This window comes from Paenibacillus sp. SRL342, from assembly GCF_984798905.1.
Genome location: NZ_OZ481790.1, coordinates 4407555 through 4427061, shown reverse-complemented (window position 1 = coordinate 4427061; position 19507 = coordinate 4407555). Strand labels below are relative to the sequence as shown.

General features: G+C 45.6%; 20 protein-coding genes. 15 read left to right on the top strand and 5 right to left on the bottom strand.

What is annotated here, in order from left to right:
- The first annotated feature begins 1 nt into the window (after position 1).
- From AC4E8D_RS19300 to AC4E8D_RS19250, 11 genes are all read left to right on the top strand, one after another.
- Entirely contained in the window at positions 2 to 361 is a 360-nt protein-coding gene (locus AC4E8D_RS19300) for a DUF6711 family protein (RefSeq protein WP_490205099.1), read from the top strand.
- Positions 362 to 365: 4 nt separating this feature from the next.
- Positions 366 to 2432 (top strand): hypothetical protein, encoded by a 2067-nt coding sequence (locus AC4E8D_RS19295; protein ID WP_490205098.1) that lies wholly within the window; start codon positions 366 to 368, stop codon positions 2430 to 2432.
- A gap of 42 nt (positions 2433 to 2474) precedes the next feature.
- A complete protein-coding gene (locus tag AC4E8D_RS19290; RefSeq protein WP_490205097.1) occupies positions 2475 to 3047 on the top strand; it encodes a stalk domain-containing protein in 573 nt (190 codons plus the stop codon).
- Positions 3048 to 3151: 104 nt separating this feature from the next.
- Entirely contained in the window at positions 3152 to 3745 is a 594-nt protein-coding gene (locus AC4E8D_RS19285; protein WP_490205096.1) for a DUF4352 domain-containing protein, read from the top strand.
- A gap of 60 nt (positions 3746 to 3805) precedes the next feature.
- Complete coding sequence (locus AC4E8D_RS19280; protein WP_490205095.1) at positions 3806 to 4051, top strand: hypothetical protein; 246 nt, start codon at positions 3806 to 3808, stop codon at positions 4049 to 4051.
- Positions 4041 to 4259, top strand: a complete 219-nt coding sequence (locus tag AC4E8D_RS19275; RefSeq protein ID WP_490205094.1) for a hypothetical protein — start codon at positions 4041 to 4043, stop codon at positions 4257 to 4259. Before AC4E8D_RS19280 ends, AC4E8D_RS19275 begins: the two co-directional genes overlap by 11 nt.
- Entirely contained in the window at positions 4213 to 7026 is a 2814-nt protein-coding gene (locus tag AC4E8D_RS19270; protein WP_490205093.1) for a hypothetical protein, read from the top strand. Before AC4E8D_RS19275 ends, AC4E8D_RS19270 begins: the two co-directional genes overlap by 47 nt.
- Before the next feature lie 12 nt (positions 7027 to 7038).
- A complete protein-coding gene (locus tag AC4E8D_RS19265) occupies positions 7039 to 7629 on the top strand; it encodes a hypothetical protein (protein ID WP_490205092.1) in 591 nt (196 codons plus the stop codon).
- Positions 7622 to 7765, top strand: a complete 144-nt coding sequence (locus AC4E8D_RS19260; protein WP_490205091.1) for an XkdX family protein — start codon at positions 7622 to 7624, stop codon at positions 7763 to 7765. Before AC4E8D_RS19265 ends, AC4E8D_RS19260 begins: the two co-directional genes overlap by 8 nt.
- A gap of 85 nt (positions 7766 to 7850) precedes the next feature.
- Positions 7851 to 8267, top strand: a complete 417-nt coding sequence (locus AC4E8D_RS19255; RefSeq protein ID WP_490206495.1) for a phage holin family protein — start codon at positions 7851 to 7853, stop codon at positions 8265 to 8267.
- Entirely contained in the window at positions 8267 to 9034 is a 768-nt protein-coding gene (locus AC4E8D_RS19250; protein ID WP_490205090.1) for a M15 family metallopeptidase, read from the top strand. The genes AC4E8D_RS19255 and AC4E8D_RS19250 overlap by 1 nt, the downstream gene beginning before the upstream one ends.
- Positions 9035 to 9088: 54 nt before the next feature.
- On the opposite strand, the gene AC4E8D_RS19245 is transcribed toward AC4E8D_RS19250, so the two are convergent.
- Positions 9089 to 9604, bottom strand: a complete 516-nt coding sequence (locus tag AC4E8D_RS19245) for a hypothetical protein (RefSeq protein ID WP_490205089.1) — start codon at positions 9602 to 9604, stop codon at positions 9089 to 9091.
- Positions 9597 to 10040 carry a hypothetical protein gene (locus AC4E8D_RS19240; protein WP_490205088.1) on the bottom strand — a complete coding sequence of 148 codons (444 nt, stop codon included), beginning with the start codon at positions 10038 to 10040 and terminating at the stop codon, positions 9597 to 9599. The genes AC4E8D_RS19245 and AC4E8D_RS19240 overlap by 8 nt, the downstream gene beginning before the upstream one ends.
- 578 nt (positions 10041 to 10618) lie before the next feature.
- On the opposite strand from AC4E8D_RS19240, the gene leuC reads away from it, so the two are divergent.
- Positions 10619 to 12040 carry a 3-isopropylmalate dehydratase large subunit gene (gene leuC, locus AC4E8D_RS19235; RefSeq protein WP_036607575.1) on the top strand — a complete coding sequence of 474 codons (1422 nt, stop codon included), beginning with the start codon at positions 10619 to 10621 and terminating at the stop codon, positions 12038 to 12040.
- 31 nt (positions 12041 to 12071) lie between these two features.
- Positions 12072 to 12674, top strand: coding sequence for a 3-isopropylmalate dehydratase small subunit (gene leuD, locus AC4E8D_RS19230; RefSeq protein WP_036607574.1), 603 nt, complete (start codon positions 12072 to 12074; stop codon positions 12672 to 12674).
- A 197-nt stretch (positions 12675 to 12871) separates the two neighbouring features.
- On the opposite strand, the gene AC4E8D_RS19225 is transcribed toward leuD, so the two are convergent.
- The 3 genes from AC4E8D_RS19225 to AC4E8D_RS19215 are packed head-to-tail and all read right to left on the bottom strand — an operon-like array spanning position 12872 to position 16152.
- Positions 12872 to 14344, bottom strand: coding sequence for a serine hydrolase domain-containing protein (locus tag AC4E8D_RS19225; protein ID WP_490205087.1), 1473 nt, complete (start codon positions 14342 to 14344; stop codon positions 12872 to 12874).
- Between the two features lie 51 nt (positions 14345 to 14395).
- Positions 14396 to 15481, bottom strand: a complete 1086-nt coding sequence (locus tag AC4E8D_RS19220) for a HAMP domain-containing sensor histidine kinase (protein WP_490205086.1) — start codon at positions 15479 to 15481, stop codon at positions 14396 to 14398.
- Complete coding sequence (locus AC4E8D_RS19215; RefSeq protein ID WP_405117807.1) at positions 15478 to 16152, bottom strand: response regulator transcription factor; 675 nt, start codon at positions 16150 to 16152, stop codon at positions 15478 to 15480. Before AC4E8D_RS19215 ends, AC4E8D_RS19220 begins: the two co-directional genes overlap by 4 nt.
- 276 nt (positions 16153 to 16428) lie before the next feature.
- Here AC4E8D_RS19215 and AC4E8D_RS19210 point away from each other — a divergent pair, with 276 nt between their 5' ends.
- Positions 16429 to 17835 (top strand): N-acetylmuramoyl-L-alanine amidase family protein, encoded by a 1407-nt coding sequence (locus AC4E8D_RS19210; RefSeq protein ID WP_405117806.1) that lies wholly within the window; start codon positions 16429 to 16431, stop codon positions 17833 to 17835.
- 258 nt (positions 17836 to 18093) lie between these two features.
- Positions 18094 to 19503: an N-acetylmuramoyl-L-alanine amidase family protein gene (locus tag AC4E8D_RS19205; RefSeq protein ID WP_490205085.1), complete on the top strand. Its 1410-nt coding sequence runs from the start codon at positions 18094 to 18096 to the stop codon at positions 19501 to 19503.
- The last annotated feature ends 4 nt before the right edge of the window (positions 19504 to 19507 follow it).

Genomic DNA, 19507 nt, shown 5'->3' with positions numbered 1-19507 from the left:
GTTGGAAATAAAAATTAATGGTCAGGAAATTGCCGCTTATCCCTCCACGTATCAGGTGACGGTGCTTGACTTGGATGACGCTAATTCATCCGTTCGTACAGCAAACGGCACGCTGAACCGGGACCGGATAGCAGTCAAACGGCAGATCGACATGGCTTGGGGGATGCTGACCTGGGCTGAAATGTCCTCCATCCTACAAGCCATGTCCAATGTGTTTTTTGATTTTACCTACCCGGACCCACAAACTGGCAAGCACGAAACGAAGCGGATGTATGTCGGCAATCGGCCTGCACCCTTCAGTGTGATGAGTGGCGGCGTGATATACTGGTCCGGGCTCAAATTGACGTTGACAGAGAGGTGATCACATGTATCCAATATCGCCGCTCTACACGGATTATTTAAGACGACCGGACAGGGAATTTATCGTTAAAGCCCTGGTACAGTCAGAGGAATATGATAGCAGTAAAATTGTGGACTTTAGTATTGAAAATAGCTTGAGCCTGAACGATGGCTTTGAGATCGGAACGGCCATTCCGAGCAAACTTACGATCAGGTTGCGAACGAATGAAATCATCCCGGCAAATGCGCGAATCGTGCCGTACCTGTCCTTATCCATGGCGGGGATGACTTGGCTACAAGCGCAGTACCCATGGCAGGATATGCATGTGTCTTGGACAGGGGACGGAACGGACTGGCTTCCGCTGGGAGAGTTCTTTGTTGATGGCCGAGAGAAGATCAATGACGTATGGACCTTTACCTGTTATGACAAGCTGGTTTTTGCGGATGTGGCTTACATATCATCCTTGACGTATCCGACCACGCAACGTGCTGTGTTCAATGAGATTTGCAACCGGCTTGGATGGACGTATGACAGCAGCGTGGTGATCAATCCAGCGTATCAGATACAGGCAGGGCCAGCGGGGTACAGTATGCGTCAGGTGCTGTCCTATATTGCTTCTGCGAATAGTGCCAGCATTTACATCGACAAGGCGGGTACCGTGAAATTCAAACGGTTCACGGCTGCTGATACTCCTGTGTTCGATATGACTACGGCTGATTACGTACAGGTGAAGCAAACCAATCCAGTGAAGACATACACACGGGTTGTGGTCACCTACAACACCGAAGATGAATTGAAGTATGAAGCTGGGACAGGTGATGATAACCATACGCTCTATGTGGAAAATCCCTTTGCTACACAGGCGGTCACAAACGGCCTTCTAGCAGCTTTGAACGGGTTCTCCTATCTGCCGCTCACAATGGACGCTAGGGGATTCCCACAGCTAGAACAGGGTGACGTCATCGGGTTTGAACAGCAGGAAGGCACAACCTGGGACGAGACGGTATCGACATGGCAGGATACACATATTCCGTGGGATGGCATCATGCGATACAAGACGGTCATTCTTCATCAAGTGTTCAACTTTGCTGGTGGTCTACGGATGACGTTAGAAGCACCTTCTGTATCGGAGCAGCAAAGTGAATTTGTGGTGGATGGCACGTTAACAACCGCTGTCAATAAGCTGAACAAGGAAGCTGTGAAGGAAGGTAAGTCCTATTACGGTGCAACCATTACCCGTACTGAGGGACTGACCATTGAGCGCGAGGACCATGCCAGTAAGGTGATTCTGAACAGTGATAAGATGTCGTTCCAGGTTGACGGACAAGATGCTATTTATTTTGACATCCCAAGTAGAAGGTATAAGTTTAACGGGACGCTAGAAGCCACGGATGGGGTCTTTACTGGAACGCTTCAAGGTGTTGACGGGACATTCAGTGGTACAGTATCTGGTGGTCGCATTGTCGGCGGTAGCATCCAGATTGGCAGTTCATTTTCCGTCAACGAGTCCGGCCATATGGTTGCGGTTGGCGGGGAGTTTAGTGGCACGATCACGGCAGCAGTCATCACAGGAGGGCAGATCAATGGTGGTAACATCAACGGTTCAACCATCATTGGTTCGGTCCTGAAAACAGCAAATAGCGGAAGAAGAATTGAGATCGATACGGCTGGCTTCCGATCCTATGATTCCAATGGGCGTAATCGTGTACAGATTGCCACCTCAACTGATTCCTCTGTTGCTGCGGTAGTTTGGAGAGATACCAACGGGTCATCCGTGGGAGAGATCAACTCCTATGAATCTAGTGGGCAGCTGACTATATTCAGTAATAATCTGTGGCTAGGATCAAACAGCAACGCAAACCCAATTCGCCTACAAGGTGCTGTGACGTTTGGTGGGGCAGTGAATGGCTTGGATATTTCAGATATAAGTGGGTTACAGAGTCAAATACAATCTCTTCAGAATCAAATAAACACATTGAATTTCACACTAAGCAACCATAGACACACAGTAACTACAAGTAATCATAACCACGGCAATTCTGCAAACCTACCGAATACTGGTGGCGGAACCTTTACGACCTCTACTCCCTAATGTAGAATAATAGGAAAATAGCACTAATACGGAGGTAGAGTCATGAAGAAGTTTGCACATAAAGTTGCATATATTGCTGGTGGTATCATTATCGGTGTGGTTTTTTCGACATCAGCAGGGGCATTTGCGGATACAGTTAAGAGTATGGTGGGGAAAAAGGTGACTGGAGAATACACAGTCATTGTGGATGGTGAAAAATTGTCGGACAAGGGAGCAGTTATTGATTCCCGAGCAAATGTACCAGCGCGCGCATTGTCCGAAGCTTTAGGAGCTGATGTGAAAGTGAGTGGTAAGACAATAAGTATTACTTCAAATACTAATGAGAACAATGGCTCAGTTAGTGCAGAGCCTGTTTCACCTGCCCAGCCAAATAAATACTTTGGGGGATCGAAATCAAGCTTAGAGGATCTTAGAGATAGCACAAAGAATCTCGTACTTGCACCTGCCGTAGCTGGTCTTGAGAAGGTCACTAAAGAATACGAAGCCATTAAAGCTGCTGGACAAGACGACGTTACCGCTCTGGCTAAACAAAAAGTTGATGAGTATCAAAAATTGGTGGATGATGCACAAGCTGAACTGAAGCTGATCGACGAGGCATTGGCTGCAATTAAGTAGCCTATCTGGCGTAAGCGACAAATAATTCCAAAATAACACTTAACACATCCAGTTATGCATGGTACTATATTCCTATATAATAGGAATATAGTGGGGGTTATGGTGTGAACAAGAAACCATGGTACAAAAAATGGTGGGTATGGTTGATTATCATTTTCGTTGTAGGTGTTTTTGGATCAAATATGCAAGACGATGAGGCAAAGCCTGTTACTGCTGAAGCAAAGAAGACATCTTCAACTTCAACAACTGAAAAGAAAGAGGCTGTTAAGGAAGAGCCAAAAGAACTTGCAATTACAGAGATCGGAACAGGTATTCAAACCAAGAATTTTAAGGTTTCTGTTGAAAGTTTGACTAAACCAAAAAGCGATAATATGTTTGTTACTCCTGAAGAAGGAAACGAATTCGTTTCGGTAGGTCTGTTAATTGAGAACATCTCTGAAAAAGACTACACGATTAGTTCAATGATCATGTTCGATGCATATCAAGATGGTTTCTCTATTAATGAAGACATAACAGGTCATGCGTTAAAAGGTTCGGAAAAGACGATGGATGGTGCTTTGGCCGCAGGAAAAAAAATCAGAGGTACTCTGGTTTACCAAGTACCAAAAGACTGGAAAGAACTTGAAGTTAATGTTGATCTCACAAAGCTAAGTTTTAGTAACGATGGTGAGGTTAAGATAGTTTTGCCAAATAAATAGATCCAAATGAGAGTCCATATGCATGGGCTCTTTTTTGTTGCTCAGAAAGGGGATGACGTCTTGGAAGTGAACGGTATTATCTATAATAAACCATTGGCGTGCTGCGGATTTTGTGGCACGTCTGTTTTTGTTTTGCACAAGACTGTCCGGGCAAATGAACAGATTTTTGAAAGTATTTTGAAATCTAAAGGGATTCCACCACAGGCTGATCCCTTCCCTGATCAACAGCCACGCTGTGCTACTTGCGGGGAGGCTTGGACTCAATCTGATTTTACGTTACGGGAGGGTGAGTTTGATGAAGATTAAGAAAGTATTAGAACTAGCAATTGACGTTGAGGACATTGCAAACGAAGTACCCCAGGTGCTCAAGGCTCTGCTGGAGATAATGCCAACCCGAGATGGAAAGCTTGGTTTACTTCGGCTAATCAAGATGGACGTAGATAATTTTTTGGAAGGAGCTGAGACAGATGGCGAACCGGTTCGCGAACCTGGAGGGCAACAAAAAGATCAGTGAGGATTTTAATAATATCAATATTGGATTTGATCGGGTTCAGGCTGAAATGGACACCAAGGTTACTCCTGCAGATGCCCAGGCTAAAGCCGATGCAGCTAAGACGGCTGCTATTGCCGCGGCTTCTGCTGATCTGACAGCCCACAAGGCCCGCGGGGCAGATGAACACCCAACCGCAAAGGGTAACGCAGCGGGGTTCATGAGTGCGGCCGACAAGCTCAAATCTGATGCCAGTACCAACGCCGCAACCCCTGACACGCTCATGCAACGTGATGCAGCAGGCCGCGCCAAGGTGACGGCTCCAATAGAAGCGGATGACATTGCCCGGAAGGCAGAGACAGACGCCGTACAAACGAATCTGGACAGCCATGCAGCGGATATGGATATTCACGTTACTGCTGATGACCATGCAAAGTTGGATGGCATTGCTGAAGGTGCTGAGGTCAATCAGAATGCCTTTGCTCAGGTGAACGACGTTGTGGCTTCTGACCCATCCGATACAGTTACTTTTGTGGGTGGTACAGGGATAGCCGTTACAACGAATCCGTCTACCAAACAGGTAACGGTAACCGCTACTGGAACGGCCACTCCTGGTGCCCATGCATCATCTCACGTTACTGGTGGGTCTGACGTGGTTCCAGATGCTGTGACAGACGGAGCCAGCGGCCTAATGAGCGGTGCAGATGCGAAGTTTGTCCGAGTGGACGGGGAATCTAAGGCAGGGGCGCAGGCAAAGGCAGACGAGGTTAAGGACTACATTGAGAGCAGATTGGACAACCCTGAGCGTGCAGCTATTACACTCCAACCAGGTATCCGCGTAGTTCAGGCAGATCAGGACGCAGCGTTCAGGCTGGCGGAGCTACAAGGCCGGACAGTGCTTAACTACCAAAGTCAGGTCGGTATCTATGGGGTACTTAACCCGTATGTCATCCGGTACGGGGAGAATTTGATTCCACCGTTTTATGAATGGACGAAAACCGGACATACAAGCAACGATACCGACCCATATGGCTTGCTTGGTACATTGGTTTCTGCTGCAATCGGGAGTGACGCATTCGCTTCTTGCAATATAGATGTGATTGGTAATCAGGATTATACCTTGAGCAATCCGGTCATCTCTACAGGCTTCTTGCGTATTTCAACATACAATAGCGCTGGTACAAGGATTCAGGGTATTTTCGTTAAGCCGGGGGAATCCAAAACAATAAAAATGGCTGCTACTGCTGTGCGTTTGAGTGTGGTTCTGTCGGGGGTAACTGCATACACAGATGAATTCGACTCAACTAAATGGACTTGGCAAGCAGGTACAAGTCGTATTTTCACAAATCCAATGCTAGTCATCGGAAACACAGCAAAAACTTTTGTCCCTCGTCAAGATGCCATCCTTGCCCTTCAAACAGAGCTACACGCCAATCCAGATACAGGAGCTAACCCGGATATGGTGTTTGAGCGAGATGGGCAGTATTATAAATTGGCGAAGTGGCGTAAGGTTGTACTGGATGGCAATCTTGGTTGGGCGGTTGCATTAAGTCCATCAGGATTTAAGCAAATCGAAATGAATTCTTATAACTTTCCTGTAACCGGAAATCAAGGATATACGACCAAATATAATGGAGCCGTTTTACCTAACTTTTCAGGGATTCCTGTATCGGCGGATTTAGGAACAATCAGTCAGGCCACAGGAAGATATTATGTTACACTCGCCAACGCAGATAGTGGATGGGGAGACTCCTACACACCTACAATAGAGGAGATTAAGGCGTATTTCATGGGATGGGTAATGTTCAACGGATCGGCGGGTACAGGATCAGGTAATAGTCCTGATAGGCCTGCAAACAACGTATACAACGGTACAGGAACAAAGTGGTGGGTACGGAGATCAGATGGAGTAACACGTACTTGGGCAGATGCTACTAGTATAGTGCCCACGACCCTAGCGCCAAACTGGACTCCATATCAACTCCTATACCAGCTTGCAACGCCAGTCGTGGAACCGATCACGTCTGAGGGGCAATTGACGTTTGTTGAGGGAGCTAATCAGGTCGAGGTTGGTACAGGTATTGTGTTACGTGAGAGTGCAAAGCCTCAAATAAGTGATTATGGGACGTACATCAACTCGGCTTTTCCGGGCTTCGAGCAAACAAAATTAAAGTATCGGACAAGCAAAATTCTCACTCTATTTAAAAACGGAAAATTTGATCCTTCTTGGGTAAGGAATACGTTAGATGCATACGGACTAGAGCGAGCGGTGCTATCCGCCTACGATCCTTCGGCAGCTTACAGCGTCACATACCAGATGCTGGACAAGTATCCATCTGCTGATTTCATCGGAACATATGCAGAGAATGAAAAGGCTCTTTTGCTGGATACTGTTCGGACGCTCCATGAGAATACGACACGTATATCGGTGCTGGAGTCGAAAAAGGCTGAGAAGGACGCTCCCGCATGGATTGCACCAACGCTGCTTAATGGATGGACGAACTATTCAACAACATATCAGCCTGCTGGTTATTACAAAGATAGCCAAGGTGTAGTCCACTTGCGCGGTTTAATTAGTAGCGGAACAAGTAACACCGGAACATTCGTTTTTAATTTGCCCAAAGGATATCGCCCTCAAAAGGCAACTCTATTTAGTGTGCTTACATCTAATGGCACCGTTCTGGTGGCCGCCACATTGGAAATTGCGTCGAATGGAGTCGTGTACTTAGGCTTTGCAGGCGGTAACACCTGGCTGAGTTTAGAAAACATTTCATTTCTAGCTGAACAATAAAGGAGGGGTCATATGAAAGCCGTACCTAAAGTGAATACAGACGGACTCTATTTGGAGGACGAGTTGGTGGACGATGCCTTTTCCGGTGTCGTCCCTTTTTATGCTGATCCTGAGCCTATGGTGTTTGATCCCGAAGCGCCTGAACAGCCTACCGAGACTGATATTCCGGAAGACGAGGAAGAAGAAAGGGAGATTGCGGGGTATATCATAGGCGTGCCGGTTCCTGCTGGCCTGTTTCGTCCTCGCTTTGACTTAGCAGCTTGGGAAGCCTACCAGGGCGCTATGAAGGATGGTCCGCAGGAAACTTTTCCTGACCTGTGGGTGGAGGGATTAAGCCAGGCAGAGATTGACGAGTTGACCAAGCCGTTACCTACGGAGCCAACCGAGCTGGATCGTCTTGGCGAACAGCTTTTACAGCGAGAGCTGGAAGCCCTCGAATTAAAGCAGCAGAATGAAATCTTGGGTCAACAGATTGTGATGAGGGAGTTGGAAGGCGCTGACCTAAAGGCACAAAATGAAGCGTTAGGCGGCCAGATTGTTGGTCTGGAATTACGAGTATTAACTGTGGAAACACAATCGAAGGGAGACGAGGCAAATGTTTAATTCTGACTTTGAAAGACTCCAATACTACTACGAAAAGAAATGGGCCAAGGAACTGCAGCTCAAGCAGTATGTTTCCTTTGGGGTAATTACACCAGAAGAATTTGAGCAGATCACAGATAAGAAATTCGAGGTTTAAGGCGTTCCGGAAATCGGAGCGCTATTTTTGTGCCCTCTGGAGTGGTCAGGGGGCTTTTCATATTATACAGATCGGGGATAGAACATTGGAAAACGTGGGGAAATGGCTTTTGGCTGTGGGTAGTTGGTCGGTGTCTTATTTATTTGGGGGTTGGTCTGGAGTGTTGGGAGTATTGTTGGTGTTCGTGGTGTTTGATTATCTAACGGGTGTTGCTGCTGGGTGGATGTCAGGTGAGCTTAGGAGCAAAATCGGGATGTTTGGCATCGCCCGTAAGGTATTTATTTTTGCCATGGTGGCTGTCGGTCACTTGGTGGATGGCATCCTTGGTGATGGCCACTTATTCAGGGATACGGTGGCGTTCTTCTATATTGCGAATGAGCTGCTGTCCATCACCGAAAATGGCGGCAAAATGGGAGCGCCTATCCCGGCCGTAATTAAACAAGCCATTGAGGTTCTGAAGGGCAAAGGCGGCAACGATAACGATAAAGGGGTGCAATCGTAATGACACTCACATTGGATTATGTAATGAGCAAGTCTGCTGCCAAGCTGACTGGTTTATTACCTGTCGTGCGTACAGCTTCGGAGCGGCTTATACAGCGCTCTTTTGCTATGGGCATATCAATACTTATAACACAGGGTTTGCGGACTGTAGCAGAGCAAGATGGTCTGTATGCGCAGGGTCGTACAAAGCCAGGTAAAGTCGTAACTAATGCACGAGGTGGATACAGCTATCATAACTTTGGTGTGGCCGTGGACTTTGTGCTGTTAATGCCTGATGGCAAGGCAGTGAGCTGGGATACTGTTCGGGACGGTAATGGAGACAAGCGGGCTGACTGGCTGCAGGTCGCTGGAATCGGCAAGGAGTTAGGTTTCGAGTGGGGTGGCGATTGGACGAGCTTTAAGGACCTTCCTCACTTTCAGATGACTTTCGGACTTTCCACAGCTCAATACCGATCCGGGCAACGTCCAACACAGGCTCAGATTAATGTTGCTATGTCAAAATTACAAATCAAGGAGGATGAGCCAATGACACAACCAGTGATAACAAGAGACATTAACATGTCGAGCAAATGGGCAGAAGCAGCATGGGCAGAGGTTACAGCCAATGGTTATTTGGACGGTACCCGTCCGGGGGCACAGATCACGAGGGAAGAAACGGCGGTAGTCCTTAATCGGCTCAGGAAAAATTTCCTTGCCTTGATTGCAACGACAAATGGCAATGTTACCGACCTGGACAAGCGCCTGAAACAGATCGAAGCAGATGCCTAAGTATCATCAAATAAAAAGAATCCCTACTGTTATATTTGCAGTAGGGATTCTAAATTATGGTATTAACTTTCTCATTAGCGCGGTAAGTATTGTCCCCATGACAGTCACGCCGATTCCTACGGACCAAAGTATTATGGACAATTTTGCTTTGCTTACTTTTGAATCAACAAATGTTTCTGTGGCGATTTTGTTGGTAGAAAATTGCTCATTCATAATAGTTTTGACTTTATCCTCATTTGGTATTGATCCAATGTCTTCTTTTAAAGCAAGTCTTAATTCTAAAGACATATTTTTCAAATCAGCTTTTGATGGGATATTATCAAGGGTTTGCTTTAACTCTCTTTGGTTACGCTCAAGATCATCTAGCCTACGAAGAACGTCATTCATACCGCCGCCACCTCCACTTCCGAATTCGTGTCCTACAGAGATTTCCTCTTGTGCTATTCCTGAATAATTTAAATATTCCTGCTGCTTCTTACTTTTACTACTTTCTTTCTTTTTCATTACGCCACCCGAAATGACTACTAAATTACTATCATTTGATAGATTATTTTTTATAAAATCATTCATTGGCATCATCACTTTTAGGCTTAACAAGTACACTGGCCCTACCTAATTCAGTTTCTCCATTAAGCAGAACTACAAAACTATATTCACCGTATAGTTCCATTTCAAAACCTAAGGTACTGGCACTAATATTCGCGCTAAATGATTGGATTTCATCCAAATTTTCCTCATCGCTAAAAATAATATCATTTAGGATTATTGTGCTTAATGGTTTACCTTCAGGATCTCTGAACTCAGCTGTCAAAGCATTCTTTGAAGGATCTACTATCAGTACTCCCATAACAAATGTAAATGGCAGCAGAGTTGGTAATTTTAGCTCTTTTCTAAAGAAGGGCTCATAAATCATTACCTTTTTTACTTCACCTGGAGTACTTCCTACTGAAGCCAAGTCTTCAGCAAGAACTACGTAATAAACCTTCGATTGGGACTCAAGTTCCATATGTATTTCAGCTCCTACGATATCTTTACGTTAATGATACTATACGTGTTCAAACTTTACTAGTTTATCCATGGGATAATGTTCCAAAAATAATGATATTATTAAAGATCAGTTCACTAGTTAAAATTTTTAAATTTACAAATTTGATTATCCTCACTAATCATCTGATGCAAAGTTCTATTGATAAATGGTGACTCCAAGCGATTAAAAACATAAAGGCCCTACCAGTTTAATCTGGCGGGCCTTTTTTGTTCACATACCTTATTGAAAAGAACAAAACCCAGCATAATTGCTGGGGTCAAGTTGGGGACGATGGGGACGGATTGGGGACGATTTGTACAATAATCTACATATTCATACCCGACACTACCGTAGTATCGTGGTGTAGAAACCCACATACAGCAATATTTGTACGTATTTGCCCCAAACCACCCTATAGGATAAAGCTATTACATCTATAGATATTATATCTTGGAACAATGAAGGACAGGGTGATATATTTATGTCATTCAAGAGCTTCACTTTTTAAAGAAAACAGAGGCTCTTCCAAGGACCGAACTTATAATGAGGTGAAAATGATGAGTAAAAAAACGATGTTTGAGAAAATTTGGGAAAATCACGTAATTCATCAAGAAGAAGGCAAACCAAGCATTCTGTATATCGATCTGCATCTGGTGCACGAAGTAACTTCTCCACAGGCATTTGAAGGTCTTCGTCTCAGCGGACGTAAAGTTCGCCGCCCTGAACTGACATTTGCGACAATGGACCACAACGTTCCAACGAAAGACCGTTTCAACATTACAGATCCTATCTCCAAACAACAAATTGATACACTTTCGCAAAACTGTCGTGATTTCGGCGTGAAATTGTATGATCTGGACACGATTGATCAAGGCGTTGTACACGTTATGGGACCTGAACTGGGTCTGACTCACCCGGGTAAAACGATTGTATGTGGTGACAGTCATACGTCCACACACGGTGCGTTTGGCGCACTGGCATTCGGAATCGGAACAAGTGAAGTTGAGCACGTTATGGCAACGCAATGTTTGCAACAAGCAAAAGCCAAAACGATGGAAGTTCGTTTTGTCGGCAAACGTAACCCGGGTGTAACCGCAAAAGACATGATCCTCGCAGTCATCGCCAAATATGGTACAGACTTTGCAACAGGTTATGTTATTGAGTACACAGGTGAATCCATCCGTGAGTTGAGCATGGAAGAGCGTATGACGGTCTGCAACATGTCCATCGAAGGTGGAGCAAGAGCAGGATTGATCGCTCCGGATGAAACAACATTTGAATATCTGCGTGGACGTGAATACGTACCAGCGGATGCGAAGTTTGATGAAGCGGTAGAGGGTTGGAAACAACTTGTAACCGATGAAGGTGCCGAGTTCGACCATGTGGTTGAAATCGATGTGGAGACATTGATTCCGCAAGTAACTTGGGGAACAAGCCCAGGTATGGGAACCGACATTTCTTCGAAAGTTCCTGTTCCGGCTGAATTGCCTACTGAAAACGAACGCAAAGCGGCTGAAAAAGCGCTTGAATATATGGGACTTGAACCGGGAACACCAATCGCCGAGATTCCAATTGACTATGTATTTATCGGTTCTTGCACCAATGGACGGATCGAAGATCTTCGTGCAGCAGCACAAGTGGCTAAAGGTCACACGGTATCTAGTCAGGTTACAGCAATTGTTGTACCAGGCTCAGGACGTGTTAAAATTCAGGCTGAACAAGAAGGTTTGGATAAAATCTTTACGGAAGCCGGATTTGAATGGCGTGATGCGGGATGCAGTATGTGTCTGGCAATGAACCCGGATGTATTGAAGCCAGGTCAACGTTGTGCTTCGACGTCCAACCGTAACTTTGAAGGACGCCAAGGACGCGGAGGACGTACGCACCTGGTATCCCCGGCAATGGCAGCAGCAGCAGCGGTTAAGGGTCACTTTGTGGACGTACGGGACTGGAATTTCAAAACAGAAGCAGCGATCTAATCTATAACAGACAGAAGGGAGAACGTTTAATATGGAAGAATTCAAAACATTACAAGGCATCGTTGCACCGGTAGACCGGGTCAATGTAGATACAGACGCAATCATTCCAAAACAGTTCCTGAAACGGATTGAACGTACCGGATTTGGACAATTTTTGTTCTATGAATGGCGTTTTGATGAAGAGGGCAACAATAATGCTTCCTTCGAAATGAACAAACCTCGTTATGAAGGGGCATCCATCCTGATCTCACGTGCCAACTTTGGCTGTGGATCTTCCCGTGAGCATGCGCCATGGGCGATTTTGGACTATGGATTCCGTTGTGTCATCGCTCCATCTTATGCAGACATCTTCTATAATAACTGCTTTAAGAACGGAATCTTGCCAATCAAGTTGTCAGAAGAGCAAGTTGAAGACTTGTTCCAACGTACAGCGACACATGAAGGCTATGAGATGAATGTAAATCTGGAAAACAAAACGATTACTGATGCATACGGACTGCATATCGATTTTGATCTGGATGAGCACCGTCGTCAATTCCTGTTGCAAGGATTGGACGATATCGGTCTGACTCTTCAACATGATGATGAGATCGCTGCTTACGAACAACGCCACGCGGCAAAACTGTTCGGTTAATTACTAAAGTATCGTATAGAAGAAAGCTTCTGCCTCGCCAAAGGGACCTGTTCCCATCGGTGAGACAGAAGCTTTTTGTAATTTCAGAAGCTAAATTAGCTTAATAAGTCAGCCATACATAGAACTCTTAATCCTTCTTGGCCGAACACTTCAACAGATACAATAACAGCCGACGAAATAGAGAATCTAAAAATCCATTACTGAGGTGAATCCAAACGGTCGTTTTTTGTATTCTGAAAATAGACATAGATATAACAAGCCAAATGCACGAAGTTCACAAGTGACCATACCATAAGCCATATGATTGGAGTTGATAGGGTAGTCCAGATGCCAAACCAAGGCAACACACGTCCTCCGCCGATAAATGTAACTAATGGGAACAGAGACAAGAGAATTAGAACCGGGATCAGTCTACCCACCGTGATCATAATCAATTTGCTGATCGTTAGGCGGTGGTTTTTCCGAAGTATGCGAAAATAGCCGTAGATGCCCCATGCAACCGTAGCGATGATCAGCACAATCATGATCATTTCCATATTCCGACCGTTTACAAACGAGGTTTGGGGTTCCTGCCCCCTCATGATATCCGCTATTCCATCAATAAATGCCGAGTAATTCACATAAGCGTTTATACCAGAATTAAACATTACGGCAATGCCCATTTGCTCGTTCAAATAAACCAGTTCTTCTGACTTGTAGGTCCAGAAAATGCCGCTGTGGGAGATCGTTTGGCCGCTAGACGCATCTTGGTTTGCAAGCCAGCCCATGCCGTAAGGACCGATCGCTCCTGCGGCATGATATTGTTTCATCAGCACAGGGGAAACGAGGCGGCCATTATATTGGGAAAGCATCCAAAGGGACATATCCTCTGCGGTTGAAACGATGCCGGCGGGGCCCTCAATGAACCAAAGCGGTTCGGATTGACTTATAGCGCGTCCCAAACTCAGGTAATGTCCTAGCGGGATAGTATTATTCTCATAGAATTGCTGCGTTGTACTGACACTGAAGGTATGATTCATTCCTAGTGGTTCAAAAATATGTTTTTTCAGATAATCCGAAAAGCGCTCTCCGCTAACACTTTCCACGAGGTTCGCCAGCAGCACGTAATTGGGATTATGATAGCTGTAGGCTGTTCCGGGGATATGAGCAAGTTGAACCGTGTTTAATAATTGGTTCGCTTCAGCCAGCGATTGGAATTGCGGAGTCTTTGTCATATCGGGATTTATCTTGTCATTGAGACCACTCGTCTGATTCAGTAAATGACGAACCGTGATATCAAGAACGCGGGGGTCCTGTGGAGAAAGCTCTGGAAAATAGGAAGCGTAAGTAGCATCCAAGTTGATCCGACTCTTGTCCACTAGCTGCAGAACAGCCAATGCAGTAAAGGACTTGCTTAGTGAAGCAATGGGAAAAGGGGTGTTGCCCGTAACCTTCTTGCCGTCCGCGAATGTCCCGTAGCCTTTTGCGTAAAAGACCTCATCGTTATTGGCAATTGCCAGTGAAGCAGCCTTAATGTGATTGGCCTTCATGCTCCGATTCATATATTCGTCGATCTCCTGCAGAACTTCTGTCCTGTCTCTGGCTTCATTGGCGGATAAGGGGGACGCCCACGCGGTACATAACAACAAACAGCTAATGGTGATATACATTCTTTTTTTCAGTTTTAGCATGATAACACTCCTTGAATTCAAGATAAGGAGATGTTATCAGATCATTTTCAACTATTTATCAACTTGCGTCCCAATACTTGCCGTTACGCTTCCACCTCCGTTAGGACCGTTTGCAATCCGAAGACTACCTTCATGTTTTTCGCAAAACACCTTGCAAACGTAAAGGCCCAGCCCGCGATGTTCGCTCGCATCCCATACTTCGTCTCGGTAAAAAGGGAGAATAGCCTTACTCAGGGCTTCGTTAGAGAAACCAGGACCGTCCTCGGAGACGGTAATCTTCATAATGCCCCCCTGCACGTCATAGTGAACGTTTAATTGACTGGCTGCGTATCTTGCCCCATTAGCCACTATATTCTCGAAAATCTGCATGACGAGATAGGGATCTACATGTACTGAGGCATTATCATATTCCACGGAAGAGACGAAACGTATACCGTACTGTTTCGCGATTTGTTCAGCGCTGCCGTCCAGCAAAGCCGTCAATGAGATCGTATCCATCGATTGGATGTTCAACGGCACATCCTCCAGCCTCTGAATGGAGTTCATGGCCTCTGTATAACTCTCCAGACGCAAGATGTGAAGGTTCATGGTATGGATCAGCTCCAGCACCTTTTCTTCCGACAACTTCTTCTCTGGAAGATAGGTGGCGAGAAGCTCGGCGTTTCCTTTTAACACGGACAGGGGTGTTCTCAGATCATGGGCAAAAATAGCATTGATCTGCTTGCGCTCTTCAACCGAACGCCAAAGTGTCTTATGGTTTTTTTCCAATTGTGAGCGCATGTTTTCAAATAGAGCGATCAGCTCGCCCATCTCATCCTGGCTGTCATAGGAAATGCGGAAGTCTAGATCGTTGGCCGAAATGTTTTCGGATGCTCGTTTTAATAGCTCGAGCGGACGTTTTAGCTTCCATCTGTAAAATAAAACGGCCATGGTGACAATTCCAGTCGCTACGGTGAGCAGAACCGCCGTGACGAGGGAGGGCATCACCCAATCCGTTTCTCCGAAACGCAGCCGAAGCTTCTCCGCCCAAGCAAACTCCATGGTTATGATGGCCAGCACGGCAATGAGTGTGACCACACACAACAGCATAAAAGAGTGCAGTAAGGACAATCGCTTTAAAAACAGGAGTCTAGTCATGAACTTGGCCATTTGTAGCCTACTCCCCAAACGGTCTCAATTTGATTATCACAGCCGTATTCCTTTAATTTATAGCGAATTCGCCGGATATGCTCTGCGATGACGTTACTGTCGCCTTGCTCGTCCATGCCCCAAATCTTTTCGTATATGCGTTCCTTTCCAAACACCATATCAGGATGCGTGGACAGCAATTCGACAATATCAAACTCTTTTTTGGGCAGTGAAATTCGCTTATCCAGGTAGTAGAGCTCCCTGGCCGTATAATCAATGACCAATTCATTGCTAAACCTTACCGAAGATTTAGTTTGGATTCGTTGTTCCCTGCGTATATGTGCTTCGACCCTGGCGCCCAACTCGCGAATGCTGAAAGGTTTCAGAATATAGTCATCACCTCCGGCACGAAATCCCGCTATTTTATCAGAATCTTCGATTCGGGCCGTTAAAAATAAGATCGGGCAAGAGACGAAGTCCCGAATTTTCTCACATAATTGAAGGCCGTTCTGTTCAGGCATGTTGATATCTAACAAAACGAGATCGGGCTGTTTTTCCACTTTCCGCAGCGCTTCCCGGCTGTCCTTGGCCGTCATCACGGAATATCCGTTAATTTCAAAATAATCAGTCAGTAGCTTTCGAAGATCTGCTTCATCGTCCACAATCAGTATTTTAGGCATCAAGGCTCAATCTCCTGTATTCAAGTATTTGAACTCAGCATAGCAAAAATGGATGAGGAATGTAATTTCCATATGATTTTGGGAACTGGACTAATGAAGAAAGTAAGCTTTTCGCCACTCTGTTTCCGACTAAATATGACAACGTTGTAACCGGATGATCAGACAATTTCTGATAAACTGATTAGTAGATTATGGAAGGTTACATATTGTCATTGATGTTACGCTGCAGAGAGTCAGGTCGGATGTTCAAAAGACAAAAAGAATGGTGGATGAGGTATGAAAAAATGGTCGGCAGCAGTCGTTTTTCTTCTGTTCCTATGTTTATTCCCAGTCTTGGCCCATGCAGACACCACTCCCTCGATTGTACTCGACGGTGTAACCATTAACCAGCAGACGGGTGCACCTGCAGAGAATATCGGGAAAACGGTCATGGTTCCAATTCGAATTGTATCCGAGAACCTGGGTTATAAGGTGAAGTGGGAGAAGGAAACTCAGTCAGTCCAGGTTCAAAAAGGAAACAGCATGATTCAAATGACGGCTGGCAAAGATGCAGCTACAGTGAATGGAAACGTGGTGAACTTGGATTCGCCCCCACTGATCAAACAGGGAACTACGCTTGTTCCGTTACGCTTTGTTGGGGAAGGCATGGGTCTGCGTGTTGGCTGGGACAATGGAACCAAGACAGTAAGCCTATTTAGTATTCCTCCCGTAGTTGAAACGGAAGGTGACAGTGACCCCGTCGAGGCACCTGTCCCGGATGGTTTGACAGAACTTCAAGGCATCAGCTTCAGCGGAGATCGCTTGATTGTAGCAACCAACGGTAATATTAGCCCCAAAGTATCCAGTATTGGTGGGCCAGACCGAATTATTGTTGATCTGCCTTCAGCGACATTCTCTCAGGAATTCATACAGGGACAAGCCTCTAACCCGGATGGCAGTGGACAGATTCTCGTTACGGATTCATCAATAGTTTCCAAAGTCCGGTATGCCATGTTCAGTAAATCGCCTTCTACCGTGCGTGTCGTTCTGGATCTGAATCAGACGGCTACAGCCAAATGGTCTGTTGGAGATAACAATGTCTTGCTCGTTGACCTGACAGCCACGAGTGGAGAACCGACAAGCCAACCGGCAGTACCTACCAATGATGGCAAAACGATTGTGGTCATTGATCCGGGACATGGTGGTCGTCAATCGGGTGCAGTGAGTTTGTCAGGAGCTTATGAGAAGGATTTCAATCTGGCTGTAGGACTGAAGGTACAGGCGATCCTTCAAAAATACCCAAATATTCAAACAGTCATTACACGCCAGGATGATACAGAACTTTCGCTCAAACAGCGTGTGGATATTGCCGAATTGAATCAGGCAGATGTTTTTGTATCCATTCATGGAAACAAATTCACTACACCGGTACCAAACGGCATTGAAACGCTCTACAGTCGTAAAGAAAGCAAGACTTTGGCTGACACCCTTCACAAATATGTGTTGCCGGTAACAGGACTCAAGGATCGTGGGGTCAAAACGGCTAGTCTGCATGTGACGCGTGAAACAACCATGCCTGCTGTGTTACTTGAACTTGGTTTTTTAAGTAACCCTACCGATGAAGCAGTCATGCTCACGGAAGAATACCAGGACAAATGTGCACAGGCAATTGTGGACGGAATTGTTGAATTTTTGGGACTGTAAATTGAATTGTGCGCAAATATGAAGGTTAGGGTATTACGTTGTTTAGAGATGTATATTTGATAAATAAGGAAAAAAGAAGACATTAAAATGTAAAAAAAGCTTGATCTGACAACGTTTTTTTTCTGTTATGTTGGAATATATTCGCAACTTTTGAGAGCGAGGGGCGTCTAATAGGTGTCTGGTAATGCCCAAGCGGTCAGTCGGAGTTGGAAAATGACAACATGCGGCAAAAAAATATGAGAATGGTAGGGGTGAAGGATGAAGAAGTTCGGTTTTTTGGTACTGTTATTTGTCTTTGGGCTCGTATTCCCGGGCTATAGTCACGCAGCAACAGACACGAAAATTATCCTAGACGGAAAAGAAATCGTACAGCCATCGGATGCAAAGGCGGAAATTATCAACAGCAAGGTGATGGTTCCGATCCGGGTTGTGTCTGAAAATCTTGGATATAGCGTGGAGTGGAAGCAGCAAACGCAAACGGTGACTATTAGCAAAGACAACACTGCCATGCAGATGATTGTTGGACAGAAGACGGCAACGGTGAACGGCAGTAACGTAAACCTGGATGCCCCGCCACTCGTGAAAAATGGTACTACGCTCGTACCTCTTCGATTTATTGGTGAGGAAATGGGTCTTAAGGTGGGTTGGAACAATACCACGAAGACGGTAACATTAGTTACCCAGAATTCAGGTTCCGGAAACGGGACAACCACACCTCCGAACTCTGGCAATGAAGGCGGAGGATCGGATCAAGAAGGTCTTGTACTGGTGAACGGCATCAGCTTCAGCGACAACCGCTTCATGATTGCAACAAGCGGAAGTTCGAAGCCGAACGTCTTCACGATGACAGGACCAGATCGAATCGTTATAGACTTGCCGAATACCGCATTTGCTGATTCGTTCAGTGAAGGACAGGCTCTAGACAGCAACCAGAATGGACAACTCGTCGTTAGCGGTTATCCGGATGTGTCTAAGATTCGTTACTCGTTATACAGCAACAGTCCATCTACAATTCGTTTTGTAATCGATCTGTCCAGTTCAAAAGGGTACAGTGTGCAAAATGATTCCGGACTGGTTATGATTAACCTCGACAATCAAAGTGGTACACCTGCTCCTCCAGTTGGAAATAATGGCAAAAAGGTTGTCGTTATCGATGCAGGTCACGGAGATCAGGATCCTGGGGCAATCGGTGTAACTGGTAAACGTGAAAAAGACTTCAATCTGGCAATGGCTCTGAAAGTGGAAGCCTTGTTAAAAAAAGAATCCAAAATGGACGTTGTGTTAACGCGCAGCGATGATACATTTTTGGCATTGAAAGAACGTGTGAAGATTGCACAAGACATAAAAGCGGATATTTTCATCTCCATTCATGCTAACAGTGGCCCTGCTGCTGCGAACGGTGTAGAGACATTCTATACACGCTCCAACAGCAAAGCACTTGCTACAGTGATGCACAAGTATCTTTTACAGTCTTCCGGACTGAAAGATCGTGGAGTGAAAACGGCAAGTCTCCATGTGACCCGTGAAACGACAATGCCAGCAGTTCTGCTGGAAGGTGGATTCCTTAGCAATAAGAGCGACGAAGCAGCCCTGTTCACGGAGAGTTTCCAGAACAGTGTTGCCAAAGGGATTGTTGCAGGAATCAAGGAGTATCTGGGAATTCAATAAGGGA